Source organism: Mesorhizobium sp. M1329 (assembly GCF_040318035.1).
In the GTDB taxonomy this organism is placed as follows: Bacteria; Pseudomonadota; Alphaproteobacteria; order Rhizobiales; family Rhizobiaceae; genus Mesorhizobium.
Window position 1 is genome coordinate 43,266 of sequence record NZ_JAMYLN010000034.1, and the last position, 16,109, is coordinate 59,374.

A 16,109-nucleotide genomic window follows, 5' to 3' on the forward strand; every position below is an offset into this window, starting at 1 on the left:
ATGAGCGCCGCCAACCAGGGCGCGATCTCGAACCTGGGCGTCGTCGTCGGGACTGACGCCGTTGCCGTCATCGACAGCGGCGGCAGCCCGATCGAGGCGCACGCCTTTACCGCCGCGGTCGGGAAAATAACCGCCAAGCCGGTTCGCTACCTGATCAACACTCACGCGCACCCAGACCACGTCTTTGGCAACGCTGCGTTTCGGGAGATCGGCGCGACCATCGTCGGCCATCACAATCTGCCGCGCGCTCCCGAGGCGCGCGGCGCGTTCTGCCTGCAAAGCTTTCGCGAACAGATCGGCGGCGCGCTCATGAAAGGGATCGAGACCGTGTCTCCGACAATGCTGGTCAAGGATCGCCTGCATCTCGACCTCGGAGAACGCACGCTCGAAGCAGGCATGGAAGGCGGCTCACACCGCCAATGATTTGACCATTTTCGACAGCGCGACCGGTACGCTGTTTGCCGGCGATCTCGTGTTCGTAGGTTCCTTGCCGACGCTCGACGGATCACTGCTCGGCTGGCTCCGCCAGATGGACGCGCTCGCCGCGATCGCCGCCGCGCGCGCCGTGCCGAGTCTCGGCCCGGCGCCGGCGGCTGGCCGGAGGCGCTGACGGCGGAGCGGCGCTATTTCGACATCCTGCCGCGCGATATTCGAAAGGCGATCGCGGAAGGGTTGCCGCTCAGCGAGGCCATCAAGACCGCCGGCCAAAGCGAACGCGGCAATTGGCATCTGTTCGACGACTACAACGAGTGCAACGCGACAGCGGCTTATGCCGAGCTCGAATGGGAATAAGCGACAACGACAATGCTGGGGGTCGCCGTTCGCAAATTGACCGGCCGTCGTCTGCTGCGCTACGATCGCTTCGACGCGCGTTCCGTCGCGGGCTACTTGTGCCCGCCGGGCGAGCCAGGCTACCGTCCGCTTGCCGTGTCTGTGGTGCGACTAAGACAGGTCGCGGAGGCCGTCGAGTTCGCGGGGCTGATGGGTTTCCGCTCCGGCGCCATTTCAACAAGGATTAGGTCGAACATAGGAGGTCGGATGAAGGTCGCGACTGAGCAGGAGTGGCAGGCTGCCCGCAAGGAGCTGCTGGCGGCCGAGCAGGAGCTGGCGGCGCACGAACGGCGCGTGACTGAGCAACGGCGAGAGTTGCCCTGGGTGCCGGTCGAGAAGCACTACGCCTTCGCCACCGAGGAAGGGCCAAAGTCCTTGCCGCAGCTGTTCGATGGCCGCTCGCAGCTCCTCATTTATCACCTAATGTACGGAGAGGACTGGAAGACGGCGTGCCCGGGGTGCGCCTCGGTCGGCGATGGGCTGGGCGGCATGATCACGCACGTGAACGGCCGCGACGTGACACTCATCGCGATGTCGCTGGCGCCGCTGGAGAAGCTGATGGCAACTAAGACACAGCGCGGGTGGACGATGCCCTACGTGTCGGGCTACGGCGACGACTTCCTGTTCGACTACGGCTTCGCATTCCGCCGGGAGGAGATGTCCGGAATCGCCCGCGACGAGTTCGACATGGGGCAGCTGCTCCGCGAGGCCCCGCAATGGCTGCAGGATTACCGGGACGATGTGGGTGCGCCGGACCTCCAGTCGGCCGTGTCGGTGAGCGCAGGGTGGAGCGTCTTCGCGATGGAGGACGGAGCGGTCTACAACACCTACCGCCGCTATCCGCCGCTGGTCGGGCCGCCGTACGCGCCATTGCTCGAGTTCGTGCCAAAGCGGTGACACCCGGTATTTCATTCCCGCGCACTTCATCCACGAACTGTCGATCTCTCAAGGCGATCAGCCGATTCTCTCGATGGAGGGCGGAATATCTATTTCGGAGGATCCCAATTTCCGGTTCGCTTTCACCGCGCACGGCAAAGGCGAAATCCGTGTCGAGGCGACACGGATGGCAAGGTATTTCGCGGCCATTGGCCGATAGAAACGGCGAGACTGTGAGGCGCACCGGCCACGCGTGCCTGTTCCGCCTGACTAAAAGCAACGTACGTCGGCTTCAGCCTGCGCGCGTTTCAGTTCCGTGCGCGCCGCCTTCGCTGGCGCGCTTTCGCGAAACAACCCTGCCGCCTCCCCTGTCGTCAACGACATGCTTTTGAAGGTCTCCGCCCTCTCATAGTGATCGTAAGGAAGGATCGAGGCGATAACGTCGATCGAGCAGGAACAGCTTTCAAGCGCCTGGCGTGTCTGGCCATTTGTTTGCATGCAGCCGAGCACGTAGTCGGCAATCGTTGCCGTCGGGTAGTCTCCCGCGGCGTTGGCCGAGTTCGCAAAGGCCAGCGTGGTCGCAAAGGCCACCGGCAGGGTGAGAGATCCAACAGACCTTATCATGGGGAACCTCCAGTTTTGGCCTGGACACCATGCATCCAGAAGGGATCATCGCTCCAATTGGCGACGTGCCGCAAAGCCCGTCAAGCTCCAATGGCCTGCGTATAGGACCAAAGGAGGAATGCCCTATCGACCGACAAGAGCCAGCTTCATGACCCGCTGCGCACCCTCCCTCACGCGTTCATTTCATGCTTCGCTCACTATCCGGCAACCAGCGAGACGCACGCATACTTACTCGGAGGCGCCCCGTAGAATATATCGAAATAAAGTCAAATGTGTATCACCTCGAGAATACGGGAACAATATGGTTGCTATATACATCGCGGCTGTGCGGTCATCCTCTTTTTAGTTCTTGAAACGGTGCTTATTTTAATTGTTTCTAAATATTGCGGTGCAGCATATCGATATTGCAGCGCAACGATCCATTGTAGGTTTTTGCTTGCCTGGTCTTTTACGATGACATAGTTTTTTCTTGTTTCCGGCTTCAAGAGCGCCACCGTTATCAGGGAGCGGCGGCAGTCTTTCGAAGACCAAGGGGGGCGGGCGGTAACGGTGCCCTCTGCTTCGGGGTAGGTCGTGACAGCTGCCGGAAAATAACTTCCCAACATGAATTGCTTGGGCAAGCCCTTGTGGGGCTTGACGGTCGATTCTTCACTGTGAACCCGGGAGGATTTTGGATGCGTGTACTTGCGAAAACTACTTACATTCTGACGACCGCGGCGTTTTTATCGCTCGGCGCTGCCTATACGGCTTCGGCCAATGAAGACCTTATAAAGCTCGCATCGGATGCGAAGAACTGGGCGATGCAGACGGGTGACTACGCCAACACCCGCTATTCCAAACTCAACCAGATCACTGCCGACAATGTGAAGAACCTGCAGGTCAAATGGAGCTTTTCCACCGGCGTGCTGCGCGGTCACGAAGGCGGGCCGCTGGTCATCGGCGATGTGATGTATGTCCACACGCCTTTCCCAAACAACGTCTATGCTCTGGACCTCAAGAACGACGGCAAGATCCTGTGGAAATACGAGCCCAAGCAGGACTCGAACGTCATTCCGATCATGTGCTGCGACACGGTCAATCGTGGTGTTGCCTATGGTGACGGCAAGATCATTCTCAACCAGGCCGACACCACCGTCGTCGCGCTCGATGCCAAGACCGGCAAGGTCGTCTGGTCTGTCAAGAACGGCGACCAGACCGACGGCGGAAAGGGCGAATCCGGCACGTCGGCACCCGTAGTCATCAAGGACAAGGTGCTCGTGGGCGTCTCCGGTGCTGAATTCGGTGTTCGCGGCTGGCTGGCCGCCTACAATCTGAAAGACGGCAAGCTCGCCTGGAAAGCCTATTCGGAAGGTCCTGATGCAGACACCCTTCTCGATCCCGAGAAGACGACCCATCTCGGCAAGCCTGTCGGAAAGGATTCCGGCACGAACACCTGGGAAGGCGAACAGTGGAAGACGGGCGGCGGCACGACATGGGGATGGTATTCCTATGATCCCAAGCTGAACCTGGTCTATTACGGCACCGGCAATCCCTCGACGTGGAACCCGGTCCAGCGCCCAGGTGACAACCGCTGGTCTATGACAATCATGGCTCGCGATGCGGACACTGGTGTTGCCAAATGGCTCTACCAAATGACCCCGCATGATGAGTGGGACTATGACGGCATCAACGAGATGATTCTCGTCGATGGCATGGAGGTCAACGGAGCCAAGCACGACGTGCTGGTGCATTTCGACCGCAACGGCTTTGCCTACACAGTGGATCGCGCCACCGGCGAACTTCTCGTCGCCAAAAAATACGATCCGGCAGTGAACTGGGCGACGGAAGTCAACATGGATCCCAAGAGCGACCAGTATGGCCGCCCGCAGGTCGTCGCCAAGTATTCGACCCAGCAGAACGGCGAAGACACCAACTCGACCGGTATCTGCCCGGCCGCGCTTGGAACCAAGGACCAGCAGCCGGCCGCCTACTCGCCGAAGACCGGATTGTTCTACGTGCCGACCAACCATGTCTGCATGGACTATGAGCCTTACAAAGTGAGCTACACCGCCGGTCAGCCCTATGTAGGCGCCACCGTGTCGATGTATGCGGCGCCTGGCGGTGACGGGAACATGGGCAACTTCATTGCCTGGGATGCAGCCAAGGGTGAGATCGTCTGGTCGAAGCCCGAGCAGTTCTCGGTGTGGTCGGGCGCATTGGCGACAGATGGCGACGTCGTCTTCTACGGTACCCTCGAAGGCTACATCAAGGCGGTCGATAAGGACGGCAAGGAGCTCTACAAGTTCAAGACCCCATCCGGCATCATCGGCAACATCACAACCTACGAGCATGACGGCAAGCAGTACATCGCCGTTCTGTCCGGCGTCGGTGGATGGGCCGGTATCGGTCTGGCAGGCGGGCTGCTTTCGCCCGATAACGCCGCCGCCTGGCATGGCGCCGTTGATCAGGGCCGTGCGCAGGGCGATCAGGCCGCGGTCGTTGGAACCGCTGGTCTGGGTGCCGTCGGCGGTTATGCGGCACTTGCCGACTATACGACGCTGGGCGGCCAGCTCACCGTCTTCGGCCTCCCGGACTGATTAACGGGAAGAGCCTAACGACTAGGTTCGAAAACGAGAGCCCGGGCCCCCGAAGCCGGGAACCGGGCTCTCGATTGCGCCGCGCACCCAACTCCGATCAATGCCGCTGCACGACGGCAGCCAGGGTTTCTGGCAAACGAAGGAAGAGTCTGAATGATCGTTCGCATTGCAGTTTCCGCTCTCGCCCTGGTCCTGCTGCCTCTGGCCAGCTCAAGTCTGGTACGGGCCGAAGACAGCATGGAGAAAGCCAAGGCGGTGAAGCAAGAAGGAGGCAAATATTTAGATGCGGACGGAAATCCGACCTACAAGATCGAAAACGGAACCGTCGATTGGTACACCTTCAGCGGGTACCGCCGGTATCACTCAGATTGCCATGTCTGTCACGGACAGGACGCCACAGGTTCGAGCTATGCGCCTGCTCTGGCCAACAGCCTGAAGAACATGGATTACGCCACGTTCCTGTCGATCGTCGCCGAGGGCCGCAAGAATGTCGGCGGCGGCAAGGAGAATGTCATGCCTGCCTTTGGCGACAACAAGAACGTCTATTGTTACCTGGACGATCTCTACGTCTATCTGCGCGCGCGCGCCGATGGCGCGGCACCCCGCGGCAGGCCGCCCAAGCACGAAAACAAGGCCCAGGCAGCCAAGGATGCCGAAGCATCCTGCATGGGTGGATGATATGACCGGCTGCACTGCATCGAAGCTGCGCGTCGTTCTGTCGATCCTCGGCGCGCTCGCCTTGCTGCCGTCGAACGTTCTGGCACAAAATGCCGGGCTTGGCGCTGCGGGCGAACTGGTTGATCCCGACATTCTGCGCGTCTGCGCCGATCCCTCGAACATGCCCTTTACCGACAAGAACGGCCAAGGCTTCGAAAACAAGCTGGCCGAACTGGTTGCCAAGAAGACCGGGCGAAAATCAGTCGCTTACACGTGGTTTCCCACTGTCACCGGCTTTGTGCGCAACACGCTTGGGGCCAACCGATGCGACATCATCATGGGCTACGCCCAGGGTGATGAACTGGTGCAGAACACCAATGCCTACTACCGCTCCGCCTATGTGCTCGTCTACCCGAAAGGCAACGGCATGGAAGGCGTCGAGACGATCGAAGACCCGAAACTTTCCGGCAAGAGAATCGGCGTCGTCGAAAGCACGCCGCCAACCGCCAACATGGCCGCCAACAAGCTTCTGCGGACCGCCAAGATCTACCCGCTGGCGGTGGATACGCGCGTCACCCCTTCCATGGGGGAGGTCATGATCAAGGACATGCTCGCCGGCAAGATCGACGCGGCGGTCCTGTGGGGCCCGATGGCGGGCTACTATGCCAGGGAACTCGGAGCCGACGTCACGATCGTTCCGCTGCTGAAAGAAAAAACCGGCTCGCGCATGTCTTATCGCATCACCATGGGCGTACGCCCGTCCGACCAGGAATGGAAGCGGACGCTCAACCGGGTAATCAGGGAAAACCAGGCGGAGATCATCAAGATCCTGCTCAGCTACAACGTGCCGCTGATCGACGAGCATGACAATCCGATCACACAATAGTTGGGACGGGCCCGGCAGAGGCCAGAAATGTGGCAGGCGATGAGAGGAAAGGAAGCGGTTTTGCTGCTCATGATGGGCCTCCTGGGCATTACGGAGCCGGCATGGGCAGGCGGGGTTGACGAGCCCGCTGGCTACCGGCCGGACGAATACCGGGCACCCGTGCCGGACATGCTGCAGGGTGCGACAGTGGTGACCACGGAAGAGGCGGAAGCGCTGTGGCGAGGGAAAAAGGCCGTCTTCTTCGACGTGATGCCGAACACGCCGAAGCCGACCACTCTGCCGGCTGGAACGATATGGAGAGACAAGGTCAGAAAGGACATTCCAGGCAGCATATGGCTGGCCAACGCGGGATACGGCGCTATTTCGGAAGAGACCGCCAGCTACTTTCGCCAAGGCCTCGCAGCCGCGGCCACCGACAAATCGCGCGCGATTCTGTTCTATTGCATGACGAATTGCTGGATGTCGTGGAATGCCGCGAAACGGGCAGTCGAGTGGGGCTACAGTTCAGTGATCTGGCATCCGCTCGGCGCGGATGGCTGGGTACGTGCAAGTCTTCCGCTGGAGGAGAAGAAACCCTACGCGATGAACAATTGAAGAAAGAGACCACAGCTACTTTCGATTTCATTTTTTGACTTTTTAAAACCTATTGATTCATTTGTCCATTTTGAAACCTGATGGACGAGCCATTGCTTCGGTGCCCTGCAGTGGTTGACTAACGACAGCATCGGCCCTTCGGGCTGGTAGAAGAGGAGAAATGTTATGAAGAAGAGCTGGACAAAACCGACCATGTGCCAGGTTGCTGCGGGCTTTGAAATTTCGCGGTATCTGCCTGCTGAAATTACTCCCAAGAAGTAGGCCGCAGAGGTGCGTGTCCCTGGCAACAGGGGCACGCATCCCCTTGCCGCATGGGATTTTCGTGAAAGAGTTTGAGGCGCGCAAAGCGGGCGAGCTGTTTTTTGCGGCTGCAAATTGGCTGCTGGTCAGCGAAGCCGCGGGGCGGGCGTTTTCATGCGCTTGAGAATCATCGGATCGGCTGCCGGCGGTGGCTTTCCGCAATGGAACTGCAATTATCGTCTGAGCCGTGCGGCTCGCACCGGGGTAGCTGGCGTGCATCCACGAACCCAATCGAGTGTCGCCGTGTCGGCGGATGGACTTGGCTGGGTTCTGTTCAACGCCTCGCCCGACCTTCGCCAGCAGATCGCGGCGACGCCTGAATTGCAGCCTGCGCATGATGCGCCGCTGCGCTCCACGCCTATTCGCGCGGTGGTGCTGACCAATGCCGATGTCGATCATGTCGCCGGCCTGCTCAGCCTGCGTGAGCGGCAGCCTTTCGCTATCTATGCAACGACACAGGTTCTGGCGACGCTGGAGGCGAATTCGATTTTCAATGTCCTCGATCCGGCGCTCGTGCCGCGACGCATCTTGCCGCCGGCGAAAGAGCTGGCGATCTGCGATGCAGACGGCCACGACACCGGCGTAGCTGTCGAGAGCTTTCCCGTGCCCGGGAAAATAGCCCTATATCTCGAAGAAAAAGGCCAGCCGGATGCCAATTTCAGCTCCGATGCCGGCGACACGATCGGGGTCCGTATCGCCAGTGCCGGCAGTCGCGGCTCCGTATTCTACATCCCCGGCTGCGCCCGCATCGATGCGACCCTGCGCACGCGTCTAACCGATGCCGCATGTCTTCTGTTCGACGGCACGGTCTTCACCGACGACGAGATGATTGCTGCCGGCGTCGGCCAAAAGACCGGTGCGCGCATGGGGCATCTGGCAATGTCGGGAGGTGCGGGGTCGATCGCCGGCTTGGCCGATGTGAGGATCGGCCGCCGTGTCTTTGTCCACATCAACAACACCAATCCTGTTCTGGACGAGAATTCTGCCGAGCATGCAGCAGTCGAAGCGGCTGGCTGGGAAGTGGCCTGCGACGGGATGGAGATGGAACTGTGAGTGATTTCCACGACGCGGCCAAGAAAGGCCTGTCCTCCAGCGAGCTCGAAGCCGTGCTGCGGCAGGTCGGTGCCGAGCGCTATCACAACCGCCATCCTTTCCATCACAGGATGACCAGCGGTGCGCTGTCGAGGACCGAGATGCAGGCCTGGGCGCTGAACCGCTATTGCTATCAGGCTGTCATTCCGCGCAAGGACGCCATGATACTCGCTCATGCCGAGGATCCGGCGTTTCGCGCCGCCTGGCGCAAACGCATCGAGGATCATGACGGCGAGGACGGCTGGAGCGGCGGTATTGCGCGCTGGTTGCACCTGGCGACCTCGCTCGGTCTCGATGCCGACGCAGTGAAGAGCGAGAGGCTGGCCCTGCCGACGACACGTTTTGCGGTTGGCGCTTACCTCTCCTTTTGCACGAACCGGACCCTGCTGGAGGCCGTCGCGTCGTCGCTGACCGAGATGTTCTCGCCGCTCATCATCGGCGAGCGGGTACCCGCGATGCTGGCCAGATACGATTATATCACCGAGGACACGCTGGCCTATTTCAGCCGACGGCCCGAACAGGCCTCACGCGACGCCGACTTCGCGCTCGCCTATGTGCTCGAACATGCCGACACGGCGGAACGCCAGCAGCAGGTGATCGATGCACTGGTGTTCAAATGCGATATACTCTGGGCCATGCTCGACGCGCTTCAACACGCCTATGGCGAGCCGGGCAATATCCCGCCCGGCGCCTTCCGTCCGGAGGCAGCCCAATGATGGCACTGCGCGAAAGAGCCATGGTGTCGCCGCAGTCGGTTCCATCGCTGCCGAGGCACGTGCGCATACAGTATGACCCCGTGCGCCAGGCGTTCGCCGTGCTTTCGCCCGAAAAGGTGTTCTGGCCAAACGACATCAGCCTCGACATATTGCGCCGCTGCGATGGGCGGTCCACGGTCGGCCACATCATTGCCGGCCTTGCCGCAGATTATGATGCCGAACAGGAGGCTGTGGCGGCCGACGTCGTCGCCTTCCTGCAGGAATGGTCGGACAAGCTGCTGGTGAAGCTATGAACGAGCCCCATCTCCCCCCGATCGGCATGCTGGCGGAACTGACGCATCGCTGCCCGCTGCAATGCCCCTATTGCTCCAATCCGCTCGAATTACTGAAAGCCAATCGCGAACTCGACACGCAGAGCTGGCTCGACCTGTTCTCGCAGGCGGCCGACCTTGGCGTTCTCCAGGTGCATCTTTCCGGCGGTGAACCGACGCTGCGTCGCGATCTCGAGCAATTGATCGCCGGGCTTTCGGCGCGCGGCGTCTACACCAACCTGATCACCGCCGGCGTCGGCATTGCGGATGGCCGCATCGAGGCATTTGCCGAAGCCGGGCTCGACCATCTGCAACTGAGCTTTCAAGGCGCACGGCCGGCGACCACCGAGCGCATCGGCAACCACAGGGGCAGCCATGAAAAGAAGCTGGAAACGGCACGCCGCGCTCGCGCGGCCGGCTTGCCGCTTACCATCAACGCGCCGATCCATCGCCACAATATCGAGGAGGTACCGGAATTCATCGATCTGGCCCTTTCGCTGGGTGCGGAGCGTCTCGAGATCGCCAACGTGCAGTACGCCGGCTGGGCGCTGACCAATCGCGATCAACTGATGCCCGAGCGTGCTGCCGTCGACCGCCAGGCGGAGATCGTCGCGGCGGCGCGCGAACGGCTCACCGGCATCATGAACATCGACTTCGTTACGCCGGATTATTTCGCCATCTATCCCAAGCCGTGCATGGGCGGCTGGGCGCGCGACGCCTTCATGGTGACGCCGGACGGCACCGTGCTGCCATGCCATGCCGCCCAGACCATACCGTCGCTCGGCTTCGAGCGTTTTGGATCACGCACCCTGGCCGCGATCTGGACCGATTCCCCGGCATTTAATGCATTTCGAGGCACGGACTGGATGCAGGAGCCCTGCCGCAACTGTGAGCGGCGCGAGATCGACTGGGGCGGCTGTCGCTGCCAGGCGATGGCAATCGCCGGCGATGCCGCCGCGACGGACCCGGCTTGCGCTAAATCGCCGATCCATGCGCGCATGGCAATGCTGATCGAGGAAGCCCAGCGCGCTGCGACGGTTCCTTCGAAGGACGAACCATTCGTCTACCGGCGTATCGGCGTCGTCACCGAGCCCGCCTGACTGCCGATCTATTCCTCTGGCCTTAGGCTCGTGAAAGCCGTTCGGCATGCCACGTCATATGGTCATGCATGAAGGTCGAAATGAAAAAATAGGAGTGATCGTATTCGTCCTGCATCCGCAATTTCAACGGAATGCCTGCCTTGGAGCAGGCGTCTTCGAGCAGCCAAGGCCTGAGGCCCTCCTGGAGGAAACCGTCTGACGTTCCCTGATCGACCAGGAATTCCGGGAAACGGTTTCCATCCTCAATAAGCGAAGTGGCATCGTAGCGCCGCCACGAGGCCTCATCCAGGCCGAGATACTTTTCGAAAGCCGGCTTCGACCAGCCGGCTGTGCTTGGCTGCACGATCGGCGCAAACGCCGAGCAACTTCTGAAACGCGCGGGATTTTTCAGTGCGATCGTCAGCGCGCCATGCCCGCCCATCGAATGGCCGAAGATCGACTGGCGTGCCATATCGGCGGGAAATTCGCGCCCGATCACGGCGGGCAGCTCCTCGACGATATAGGAATACATGCGATAGTTCTTAGCATACGGCTCTTGCGTCGCGTCGAGGTAGAAACCGGCGCCGCTGCCGAACTGCCAATTGTCCTTTTCATCCGGAATGTCGGCACGACGCGGGCTGGTATCGGGACAGACAACGATCAAGCCAAGGTCGGCGGCAATACGTCTGTATTCGCCTTTTTCCATTACATTGGCATGGGTGCAGGTGAGCCCGGAGAGGTACCACACCACCGGGCAACGGCTTTCCCGTGCCTGCGGAGGCACGAAAATGGCAAACGTCATTTCGCACGAGCAGCTCGTCGAGAGATGAGAGTAAACATGCTGGGCGCCGCCATGCGACTTGGCAGTAGAGACGAGTTTCGGGTGCTCTGGCATATATTCTTCTCCACCAATTTTAACCGCCGATCGTAGGCTCTACGACATCGAGGGCGATCGCGGCAACCTTGGTGGACCGGCTGGCGCGCAGGGTTCTTGATCGCAGTCGGGGATGACCTGCCTTGGCCGACCGTTTTGGCAACGAGACGCCATTCGCTGGCGCTGCGTTGCCCAACGTCTTTCGCAACCGTACGGGCCCAGGCCGGGCGCCCGTTGGCGATGCTGGCTACAGCAAGGACGCAGTGCGCAGGGGATCGGCGATGCCTTCCGGGACACCGAACTCTGCGCAAATGCACTTGCCATGGTTTCAGCGGCGACAGCCGCTTCGACGCGGCTCTGGCGGACTATCGGCGACAGCGCGACAACACTCGCTGCCGATGCAAGAGTTCACCTGCCAACTCGCAGCGATGCCCCGTTGAGATGCAGCAACATCGGAGGGGCACCCAACGCATGACACCAACGTTCCGATTTAGCCACCCCTGTGAGCCGACGGCTATTCCCCACGGTCGAAAGCAACGGACAGGCCCAGGGCAGTTGCTGCCTCGACGATCGCCTCGGTTAGCTCTTCGTCGGATGCGACGAGATGAGGGGCAGCTTGTCGCGCGGCGTTTAATGTCGCTGTGATCGAGATGGTGTCACCACGGTCCTCCCTATTGAGGACTGCGGCGATTGCTTGCTCTACTACCGGACTGACCCTCTGCACCTTACTCATCCAACCCTCCCCGTATGCGGCCCAGGGCGATGGTAGTCTCTCCACGGTTGTATTCAATTCGTTGTACGAAACGTACAGATCGCCTGGACCGTGACGGCCAAACATCTCTAATTGCGACGGCATTCTGGATCGACCAAGGGCCTCGACCGGGTTTCTCAGCAGATTGCCCGCACGCTGCGGAGCCATGACAATTGCCGGGTTCGTATGTGAGCCCGGTCCAGGAGCTGGGCTCGGCCGACGGGCGCGCTCTGCACTTGGCGAAGATGTCGCCTAGAAATAGCCGAGGATGGATTTGACCTCGAGATACTCCAACATGCCCTCGATCCCATATTCGCGTCCGTTTCCAGACTGCTTGAAACCGCCAAACGGGGCGTGCGGATCCCAGGCCGGGGAGTTGATATGCACCTGACCGGAGCGGATCCGCGAGGCCACGTCCCTGACGGCGTCCATATCCTCGCCCTGCACATGGGCCCCCAGACCGTAGACCGTGTCGTTGGCGATGGTGACGGCCTCCTCGATTGTGTCGTAGGGGATGATGCAGAGAACGGGCCCGAAGACCTCTTCCTGGGCAATACGCATGCTCGTATGTACGTCGGAAAAGATGGTCGGCTTCACATAGAACCCGACTTTCAGATCGTGCGCACGGCCCGGTCCGCCGGTGAGGAGCCTGGCGCCCTCGGAAATGCCGACGCCGATCATGGCTTGGATGCGGTCGAATTGGGCACGGTTTGCGATTGCACCATGAGTTGTGGCTTCGCAAAGCGGATCGCCAATGACGATCTGGGCTGCGGCCCTTTTGCCGATTTCCTCGATCTCGGAGAGCAGTGCGCGTGGCGCGATCATGCGCGTCGGTGCGCTGCATGACTGGCCGAGATTGCGGAACGCTGCGGCTACGCCCAGAGAAACGGCGCGATCGAGATCTGCGTCCGGCAGGATCACGTTCGGCGACTTGCCGCCGAGCTCCTGCGCGACACGCTTGACCGTGGTCGCTGCCGCCTGGGCCACCGCAATGCCCGCGCGGGTGGACCCGGTAATGGAGATCATGTCGACATCCGGATGGGAGGCGAGACCCATACCCACGCCTGGACCATCGCCTTGCAGGAGGTTGAAAACCCCGGCAGGGAAGCCGGCTTCCTCAATCGCTTCGGCGAACAGCAGGGCGTCCAGCGGAGAAAGCTCACTCGGCTTCAGCACGATCGTGCAGCCTGCAGCGAGCGCCGGCGAAACCTTGGCGGTGATCTGGTAAAGTGGCCAGTTCCACGGGGTGATCAAGGCGCAGACACCGATCGGTTCGTGGGTGACGGCGGTTTGCCCCCGCTGCTTGACGAAGGGAAAGGTTGTCAGCACATCGCGAGCGACCTTAACATGCGTGATCGCCAGCGGCACCTGGGCGCTACGCGCATAGCCGATCGCCGCGCCCATTTCGAGGCTCAGGCATTGAGCCAGCAGTTCGCCGCGCGCCTCGAGCAGCGCTTGCAGGCGATCGAGCAGACCCGCGCGATCTTCTGGCGTGGTCCGGCTCCAGGTGGCGAATGCCCGGCGAGCCGCTACAACGGCCGCGTCAACGTCCTCGTCATTTCCAAGCGGAAACTGGCTCACAACCTCTTCTGTGGCGGGGTTGACGACGACGCCTGTCGCGGTGCCGCTCGGCTCAACCCATTGACTGTCGATGAAGAACTTGTGCAGGTGGCCGTTGCGGGCCAGGTGTTCGAAGGGCGTCATCACCCTACAAGGTCCTTCATGCGGTAATAGGCGCCGAGAATCGGCAGGAACCAGGGGCGCCCGAAATAACCGGGGATCGCTGGCCAGTCGAAATCCTTCCAGGGATTGAGCTCGGGGTGCCCGTCCATGACGTCGGCCATGATGGTGCCCATCAACGTCGACATCTGGGTCCCGTGTCCGCTATAGCCCATAGAGTAATAGATGCCATCGCGCTCTCCGGCGCGCGGCAGGCGATCGCGTGTCATATCGACCATGCCGCCCCAGCAGTAGTCGATGCGGGTGCCGGTCAGTTCCGGAAAGACCTCGACCATCGCCGCCTTGAGTATCCGGCCGCTTTTTTCGTCGGATTGAGGGTTGGACACGGCAAAGCGCGCCCTCCCGCCGAACAGAAGGCGATTGTCCGGCGTGAGCCGCCAGTAGACAACGAGGTTGCGCGTATCGACGACATTGCGACGGGTCGGCATGAGACGCTCGATCTGCGCAGGCGACAGCGGTTGCGTCACGATGAGGAAGGCACCGACCGGCACGATGCGGCGGCGGATCCATCTCAGCGGACCGACCTGGGAAATGCCGCTCGCCAACAGGACCTGCCGCGCGACGATCTTGCCCTTTGGCGTCGTTACCTCATGCCCGCCTGAAACCTTGCGCATCGCCATGACGGGCGAGCGTTCATGGACCTCGGCGCCACGCCGAGCAGCGGCGGTCGCGAGGCCACGGACGAACCGGCCGACATGCATGCCTGCGCTCTTGGGAAAGAGCAGCCCGCCATGGTAGCGGTTGGTGCCGACTTCGGTTCGCAGGTCCTCGCGCGCGATCATCCTGGTGTCGGGGTCGACATTGGCAGCCAGCAGTTCCTGGCTGCGCGCCAGCATGTCGTAGTGCTCGGGCTTGGCAGCAAGCTTGAGCTTGCCTACGCGGGAGAAGCTGCAGTCGATCTTTTCTTCCTGCACCAACCGCTCAACCATATCGACGCCGGCGTCGAAAGCCTTGTAGAGTGCATTTGCAGCCGGCTTGCCGTGCTTGCCAGCCATGATTGCATAGTTCTGGGCAAAGCCGTTGTTGCACATACCGCCATTGCGGCCGGACGCGGCGTTGCCGATCGTTTCGGCCTCCAATAGGGCAACCCGGGCGCCCTTTTTGGCAAGGGCCAGCGCGGCGGAGGAGCCGGTCAGGCCGCCGCCCACGATCGCCACGTCGTAGTGGCCTTCGAGCGGTTTGGACGACCCTTCATTGAACGGCTGAGCCGTATCCAGCCAGTATGAGGTAAGCTTCATTTTGACCACCAATGCTGACTTGAGTGGGGCAACATCCCAGGCGTAATTGCGCGCGCTACCATCCGCGCATCCGCTCCCAACGCGCTTCAATCTTGGGGCTGTCCCCATTGACGACGCTGTAGAAGTCATGCTGGGCGGCCATCGCGCACGCATGGTTGGGCAGAATCCGGACCCGAGACCCGAGCGGCAGCTCGGGCATGGACTTTCCAGAGCCGGCACGAATGGCGAGGATACCGTGTTCCTGGCTGGCCTGGGCAACGATCACATCTTCAAGCACCCGCCCCTTTTCGTCGCAGACCACGCCGTAGCCCTGGTCGATCTGCTGGTTTGCGGTTCCCCGGTCGCGCGAAAGCGCCATCCACCCTGCGTCGACCAGCACCCATCCCTTTTTCGGCTTGGACCCGATCACCGTGGCCAACACGGAAATCGCGACGGCGTCGATGGCACAGACCCCGACGCCGTGCTGGACGAGGTCGAAGAACATGTAGACGCCAGCGCGCAGCTCCGTGACCCCATCAAGATTACTGGCGAAATGCGCTGTCGGCGTCGAACCGAGGCTGATGATCGGGCAGGCATGGCCGTGAGCGCGCAAAGTTTCCGCCGCGCGCAAGCTGGCCGAACGCTCGTTCTCGGCTGCTTTGACCAGCGCATCGGGCGTGCTCAAGGCATAGGACTCGCCCGCATGGGCGAGGACGCCGACGAGATTAGCGCCCTTCTCGACGACCCTGTTGGCCACCTCGAGCAGTTTGGGATCGTCCGGCTTCAAGCCACCGCGATGGTCATCGCAGTCCAGTTCGATGAAAACAGATGGCGTCATACCGGTGGCTTCGCGGACGTGGGCGCGGCCCGCCGGCCGGCGGCCCGGAAAACAGAACAAAAAAAAAAAAAACCCCCCGCGGGGCCCACCAAACCACGGCCCCCAGGGCCCCCACCGGAGGAAAACAAACAAAAGGATATAAAAAAA

Annotated in this window: 18 protein-coding genes; 12 read left to right on the forward strand and 6 right to left on the reverse strand. The window is 61.3% G+C overall.

Annotated features, from left to right (window positions below; translation table 11 throughout):
- The 4 genes from NKH21_RS26860 to NKH21_RS26875 all read left to right on the forward strand — a co-directional run bounded on the left by NKH21_RS26860 (position 1) and on the right by NKH21_RS26875 (position 1,927).
- The gene (locus NKH21_RS26860; RefSeq protein WP_352665689.1) at positions 1-423 is read left to right on the forward strand and encodes an MBL fold metallo-hydrolase; all 423 of its coding nucleotides are present in this window, start codon (positions 1-3) and stop codon (positions 421-423) included.
- Position 424: 1 nt separating this feature from the next.
- The gene (locus NKH21_RS26865) at positions 425-610 is read left to right on the forward strand and encodes an MBL fold metallo-hydrolase (protein ID WP_352665690.1); all 186 of its coding nucleotides are present in this window, start codon (positions 425-427) and stop codon (positions 608-610) included.
- Between the two features lie 194 nt (positions 611-804).
- Positions 805-1,728: a DUF899 family protein gene (locus NKH21_RS26870; protein ID WP_352665691.1), complete on the forward strand. Its 924-nt coding sequence runs from the start codon at positions 805-807 to the stop codon at positions 1,726-1,728.
- Between the two features lie 43 nt (positions 1,729-1,771).
- Positions 1,772-1,927 (forward strand): thiosulfate oxidation carrier complex protein SoxZ, encoded by a 156-nt coding sequence (locus NKH21_RS26875; RefSeq protein WP_352665804.1) that lies wholly within the window; start codon positions 1,772-1,774, stop codon positions 1,925-1,927.
- Between the two features lie 50 nt (positions 1,928-1,977).
- On the opposite strand, the gene NKH21_RS26880 is transcribed toward NKH21_RS26875, so the two are convergent.
- A complete protein-coding gene (locus NKH21_RS26880; RefSeq protein ID WP_352665692.1) occupies positions 1,978-2,331 on the reverse strand; it encodes a hypothetical protein in 354 nt (117 codons plus the stop codon).
- Positions 2,332-3,005: 674 nt separating this feature from the next.
- Between NKH21_RS26880 and NKH21_RS26885 the strand changes: the two genes are divergently transcribed.
- The 8 genes from NKH21_RS26885 (at position 3,006) to pqqE (ending at position 10,563) form a co-directional block, all read left to right on the forward strand.
- Entirely contained in the window at positions 3,006-4,907 is a 1,902-nt protein-coding gene (locus NKH21_RS26885; protein ID WP_352868623.1) for a methanol/ethanol family PQQ-dependent dehydrogenase, read from the forward strand.
- A 153-nt stretch (positions 4,908-5,060) separates the two neighbouring features.
- Positions 5,061-5,585 (forward strand): c-type cytochrome, methanol metabolism-related, encoded by a 525-nt coding sequence (locus tag NKH21_RS26890; RefSeq protein ID WP_023678824.1) that lies wholly within the window; start codon positions 5,061-5,063, stop codon positions 5,583-5,585.
- Position 5,586: 1 nt separating this feature from the next.
- Positions 5,587-6,450: a substrate-binding domain-containing protein gene (locus tag NKH21_RS26895; RefSeq protein ID WP_352665694.1), complete on the forward strand. Its 864-nt coding sequence runs from the start codon at positions 5,587-5,589 to the stop codon at positions 6,448-6,450.
- Positions 6,451-6,477: 27 nt separating this feature from the next.
- Positions 6,478-7,044: a PQQ-dependent catabolism-associated CXXCW motif protein gene (locus NKH21_RS26900; RefSeq protein WP_352868626.1), complete on the forward strand. Its 567-nt coding sequence runs from the start codon at positions 6,478-6,480 to the stop codon at positions 7,042-7,044.
- Between the two features lie 414 nt (positions 7,045-7,458).
- A complete protein-coding gene (pqqB, locus tag NKH21_RS26905; RefSeq protein WP_352665696.1) occupies positions 7,459-8,397 on the forward strand; it encodes a pyrroloquinoline quinone biosynthesis protein PqqB in 939 nt (312 codons plus the stop codon).
- Positions 8,394-9,152, forward strand: coding sequence for a pyrroloquinoline-quinone synthase PqqC (gene pqqC / locus NKH21_RS26910; RefSeq protein ID WP_352665697.1), 759 nt, complete (start codon positions 8,394-8,396; stop codon positions 9,150-9,152). Before pqqB ends, pqqC begins: the two co-directional genes overlap by 4 nt.
- Positions 9,149-9,445, forward strand: coding sequence for a pyrroloquinoline quinone biosynthesis peptide chaperone PqqD (gene pqqD / locus NKH21_RS26915; RefSeq protein WP_352665698.1), 297 nt, complete (start codon positions 9,149-9,151; stop codon positions 9,443-9,445). Before pqqC ends, pqqD begins: the two co-directional genes overlap by 4 nt.
- A complete protein-coding gene (gene pqqE, locus NKH21_RS26920) occupies positions 9,442-10,563 on the forward strand; it encodes a pyrroloquinoline quinone biosynthesis protein PqqE (RefSeq protein ID WP_352665699.1) in 1,122 nt (373 codons plus the stop codon). The genes pqqD and pqqE overlap by 4 nt, the downstream gene beginning before the upstream one ends.
- Positions 10,564-10,585: 22 nt before the next feature.
- On the opposite strand, the gene fghA is transcribed toward pqqE, so the two are convergent.
- The 5 genes from fghA to NKH21_RS26945 form a co-directional block, all read right to left on the reverse strand.
- The gene (fghA, locus tag NKH21_RS26925; RefSeq protein WP_352665700.1) at positions 10,586-11,437 is read right to left on the reverse strand and encodes an S-formylglutathione hydrolase; all 852 of its coding nucleotides are present in this window, start codon (positions 11,435-11,437) and stop codon (positions 10,586-10,588) included.
- A 493-nt stretch (positions 11,438-11,930) separates the two neighbouring features.
- Positions 11,931-12,149, reverse strand: coding sequence for a hypothetical protein (locus tag NKH21_RS26930; protein ID WP_352665701.1), 219 nt, complete (start codon positions 12,147-12,149; stop codon positions 11,931-11,933).
- 270 nt (positions 12,150-12,419) lie between these two features.
- The gene (locus NKH21_RS26935; RefSeq protein ID WP_352665703.1) at positions 12,420-13,874 is read right to left on the reverse strand and encodes an aldehyde dehydrogenase family protein; all 1,455 of its coding nucleotides are present in this window, start codon (positions 13,872-13,874) and stop codon (positions 12,420-12,422) included.
- Entirely contained in the window at positions 13,871-15,145 is a 1,275-nt protein-coding gene (locus NKH21_RS26940; protein ID WP_352665704.1) for an NAD(P)/FAD-dependent oxidoreductase, read from the reverse strand. Before NKH21_RS26940 ends, NKH21_RS26935 begins: the two co-directional genes overlap by 4 nt.
- Positions 15,146-15,200: 55 nt before the next feature.
- Positions 15,201-16,109: alanine racemase (locus tag NKH21_RS26945; protein WP_352868630.1), on the reverse strand; the 909-nt coding region annotated here is incomplete at its 5' end.

Excerpts from the sequence above, each read along its gene's own strand:
- NKH21_RS26860 (WP_352665689.1), top strand. The coding sequence starts at position 1 with ATGAGCGCCGCCAACCAGGGCGCGATCTCGAACCTGGGCGTCGTCGTC.
- NKH21_RS26870 (WP_352665691.1), top strand. The coding sequence starts at position 805 with ATGCTGGGGGTCGCCGTTCGCAAATTGACCGGCCGTCGTCTGCTGCGC.
- NKH21_RS26880 (WP_352665692.1), bottom strand. The coding sequence starts at position 2,331 with ATGATAAGGTCTGTTGGATCTCTCACCCTGCCGGTGGCCTTTGCGACC.
- NKH21_RS26885 (WP_352868623.1), top strand. The coding sequence starts at position 3,006 with ATGCGTGTACTTGCGAAAACTACTTACATTCTGACGACCGCGGCGTTT.
- NKH21_RS26890 (WP_023678824.1), top strand. The coding sequence starts at position 5,061 with ATGATCGTTCGCATTGCAGTTTCCGCTCTCGCCCTGGTCCTGCTGCCT.
- NKH21_RS26895 (WP_352665694.1), top strand. The coding sequence starts at position 5,587 with ATGACCGGCTGCACTGCATCGAAGCTGCGCGTCGTTCTGTCGATCCTC.
- NKH21_RS26900 (WP_352868626.1), top strand. The coding sequence starts at position 6,478 with ATGTGGCAGGCGATGAGAGGAAAGGAAGCGGTTTTGCTGCTCATGATG.
- pqqB (WP_352665696.1), top strand. The coding sequence starts at position 7,459 with ATGCGCTTGAGAATCATCGGATCGGCTGCCGGCGGTGGCTTTCCGCAA.
- pqqD (WP_352665698.1), top strand. The coding sequence starts at position 9,149 with ATGATGGCACTGCGCGAAAGAGCCATGGTGTCGCCGCAGTCGGTTCCA.
- pqqE (WP_352665699.1), top strand. The coding sequence starts at position 9,442 with ATGAACGAGCCCCATCTCCCCCCGATCGGCATGCTGGCGGAACTGACG.
- fghA (WP_352665700.1), bottom strand. The coding sequence starts at position 11,437 with ATGCCAGAGCACCCGAAACTCGTCTCTACTGCCAAGTCGCATGGCGGC.
- NKH21_RS26930 (WP_352665701.1), bottom strand. The coding sequence starts at position 12,149 with ATGAGTAAGGTGCAGAGGGTCAGTCCGGTAGTAGAGCAAGCAATCGCC.
- NKH21_RS26940 (WP_352665704.1), bottom strand. The coding sequence starts at position 15,145 with ATGAAGCTTACCTCATACTGGCTGGATACGGCTCAGCCGTTCAATGAA.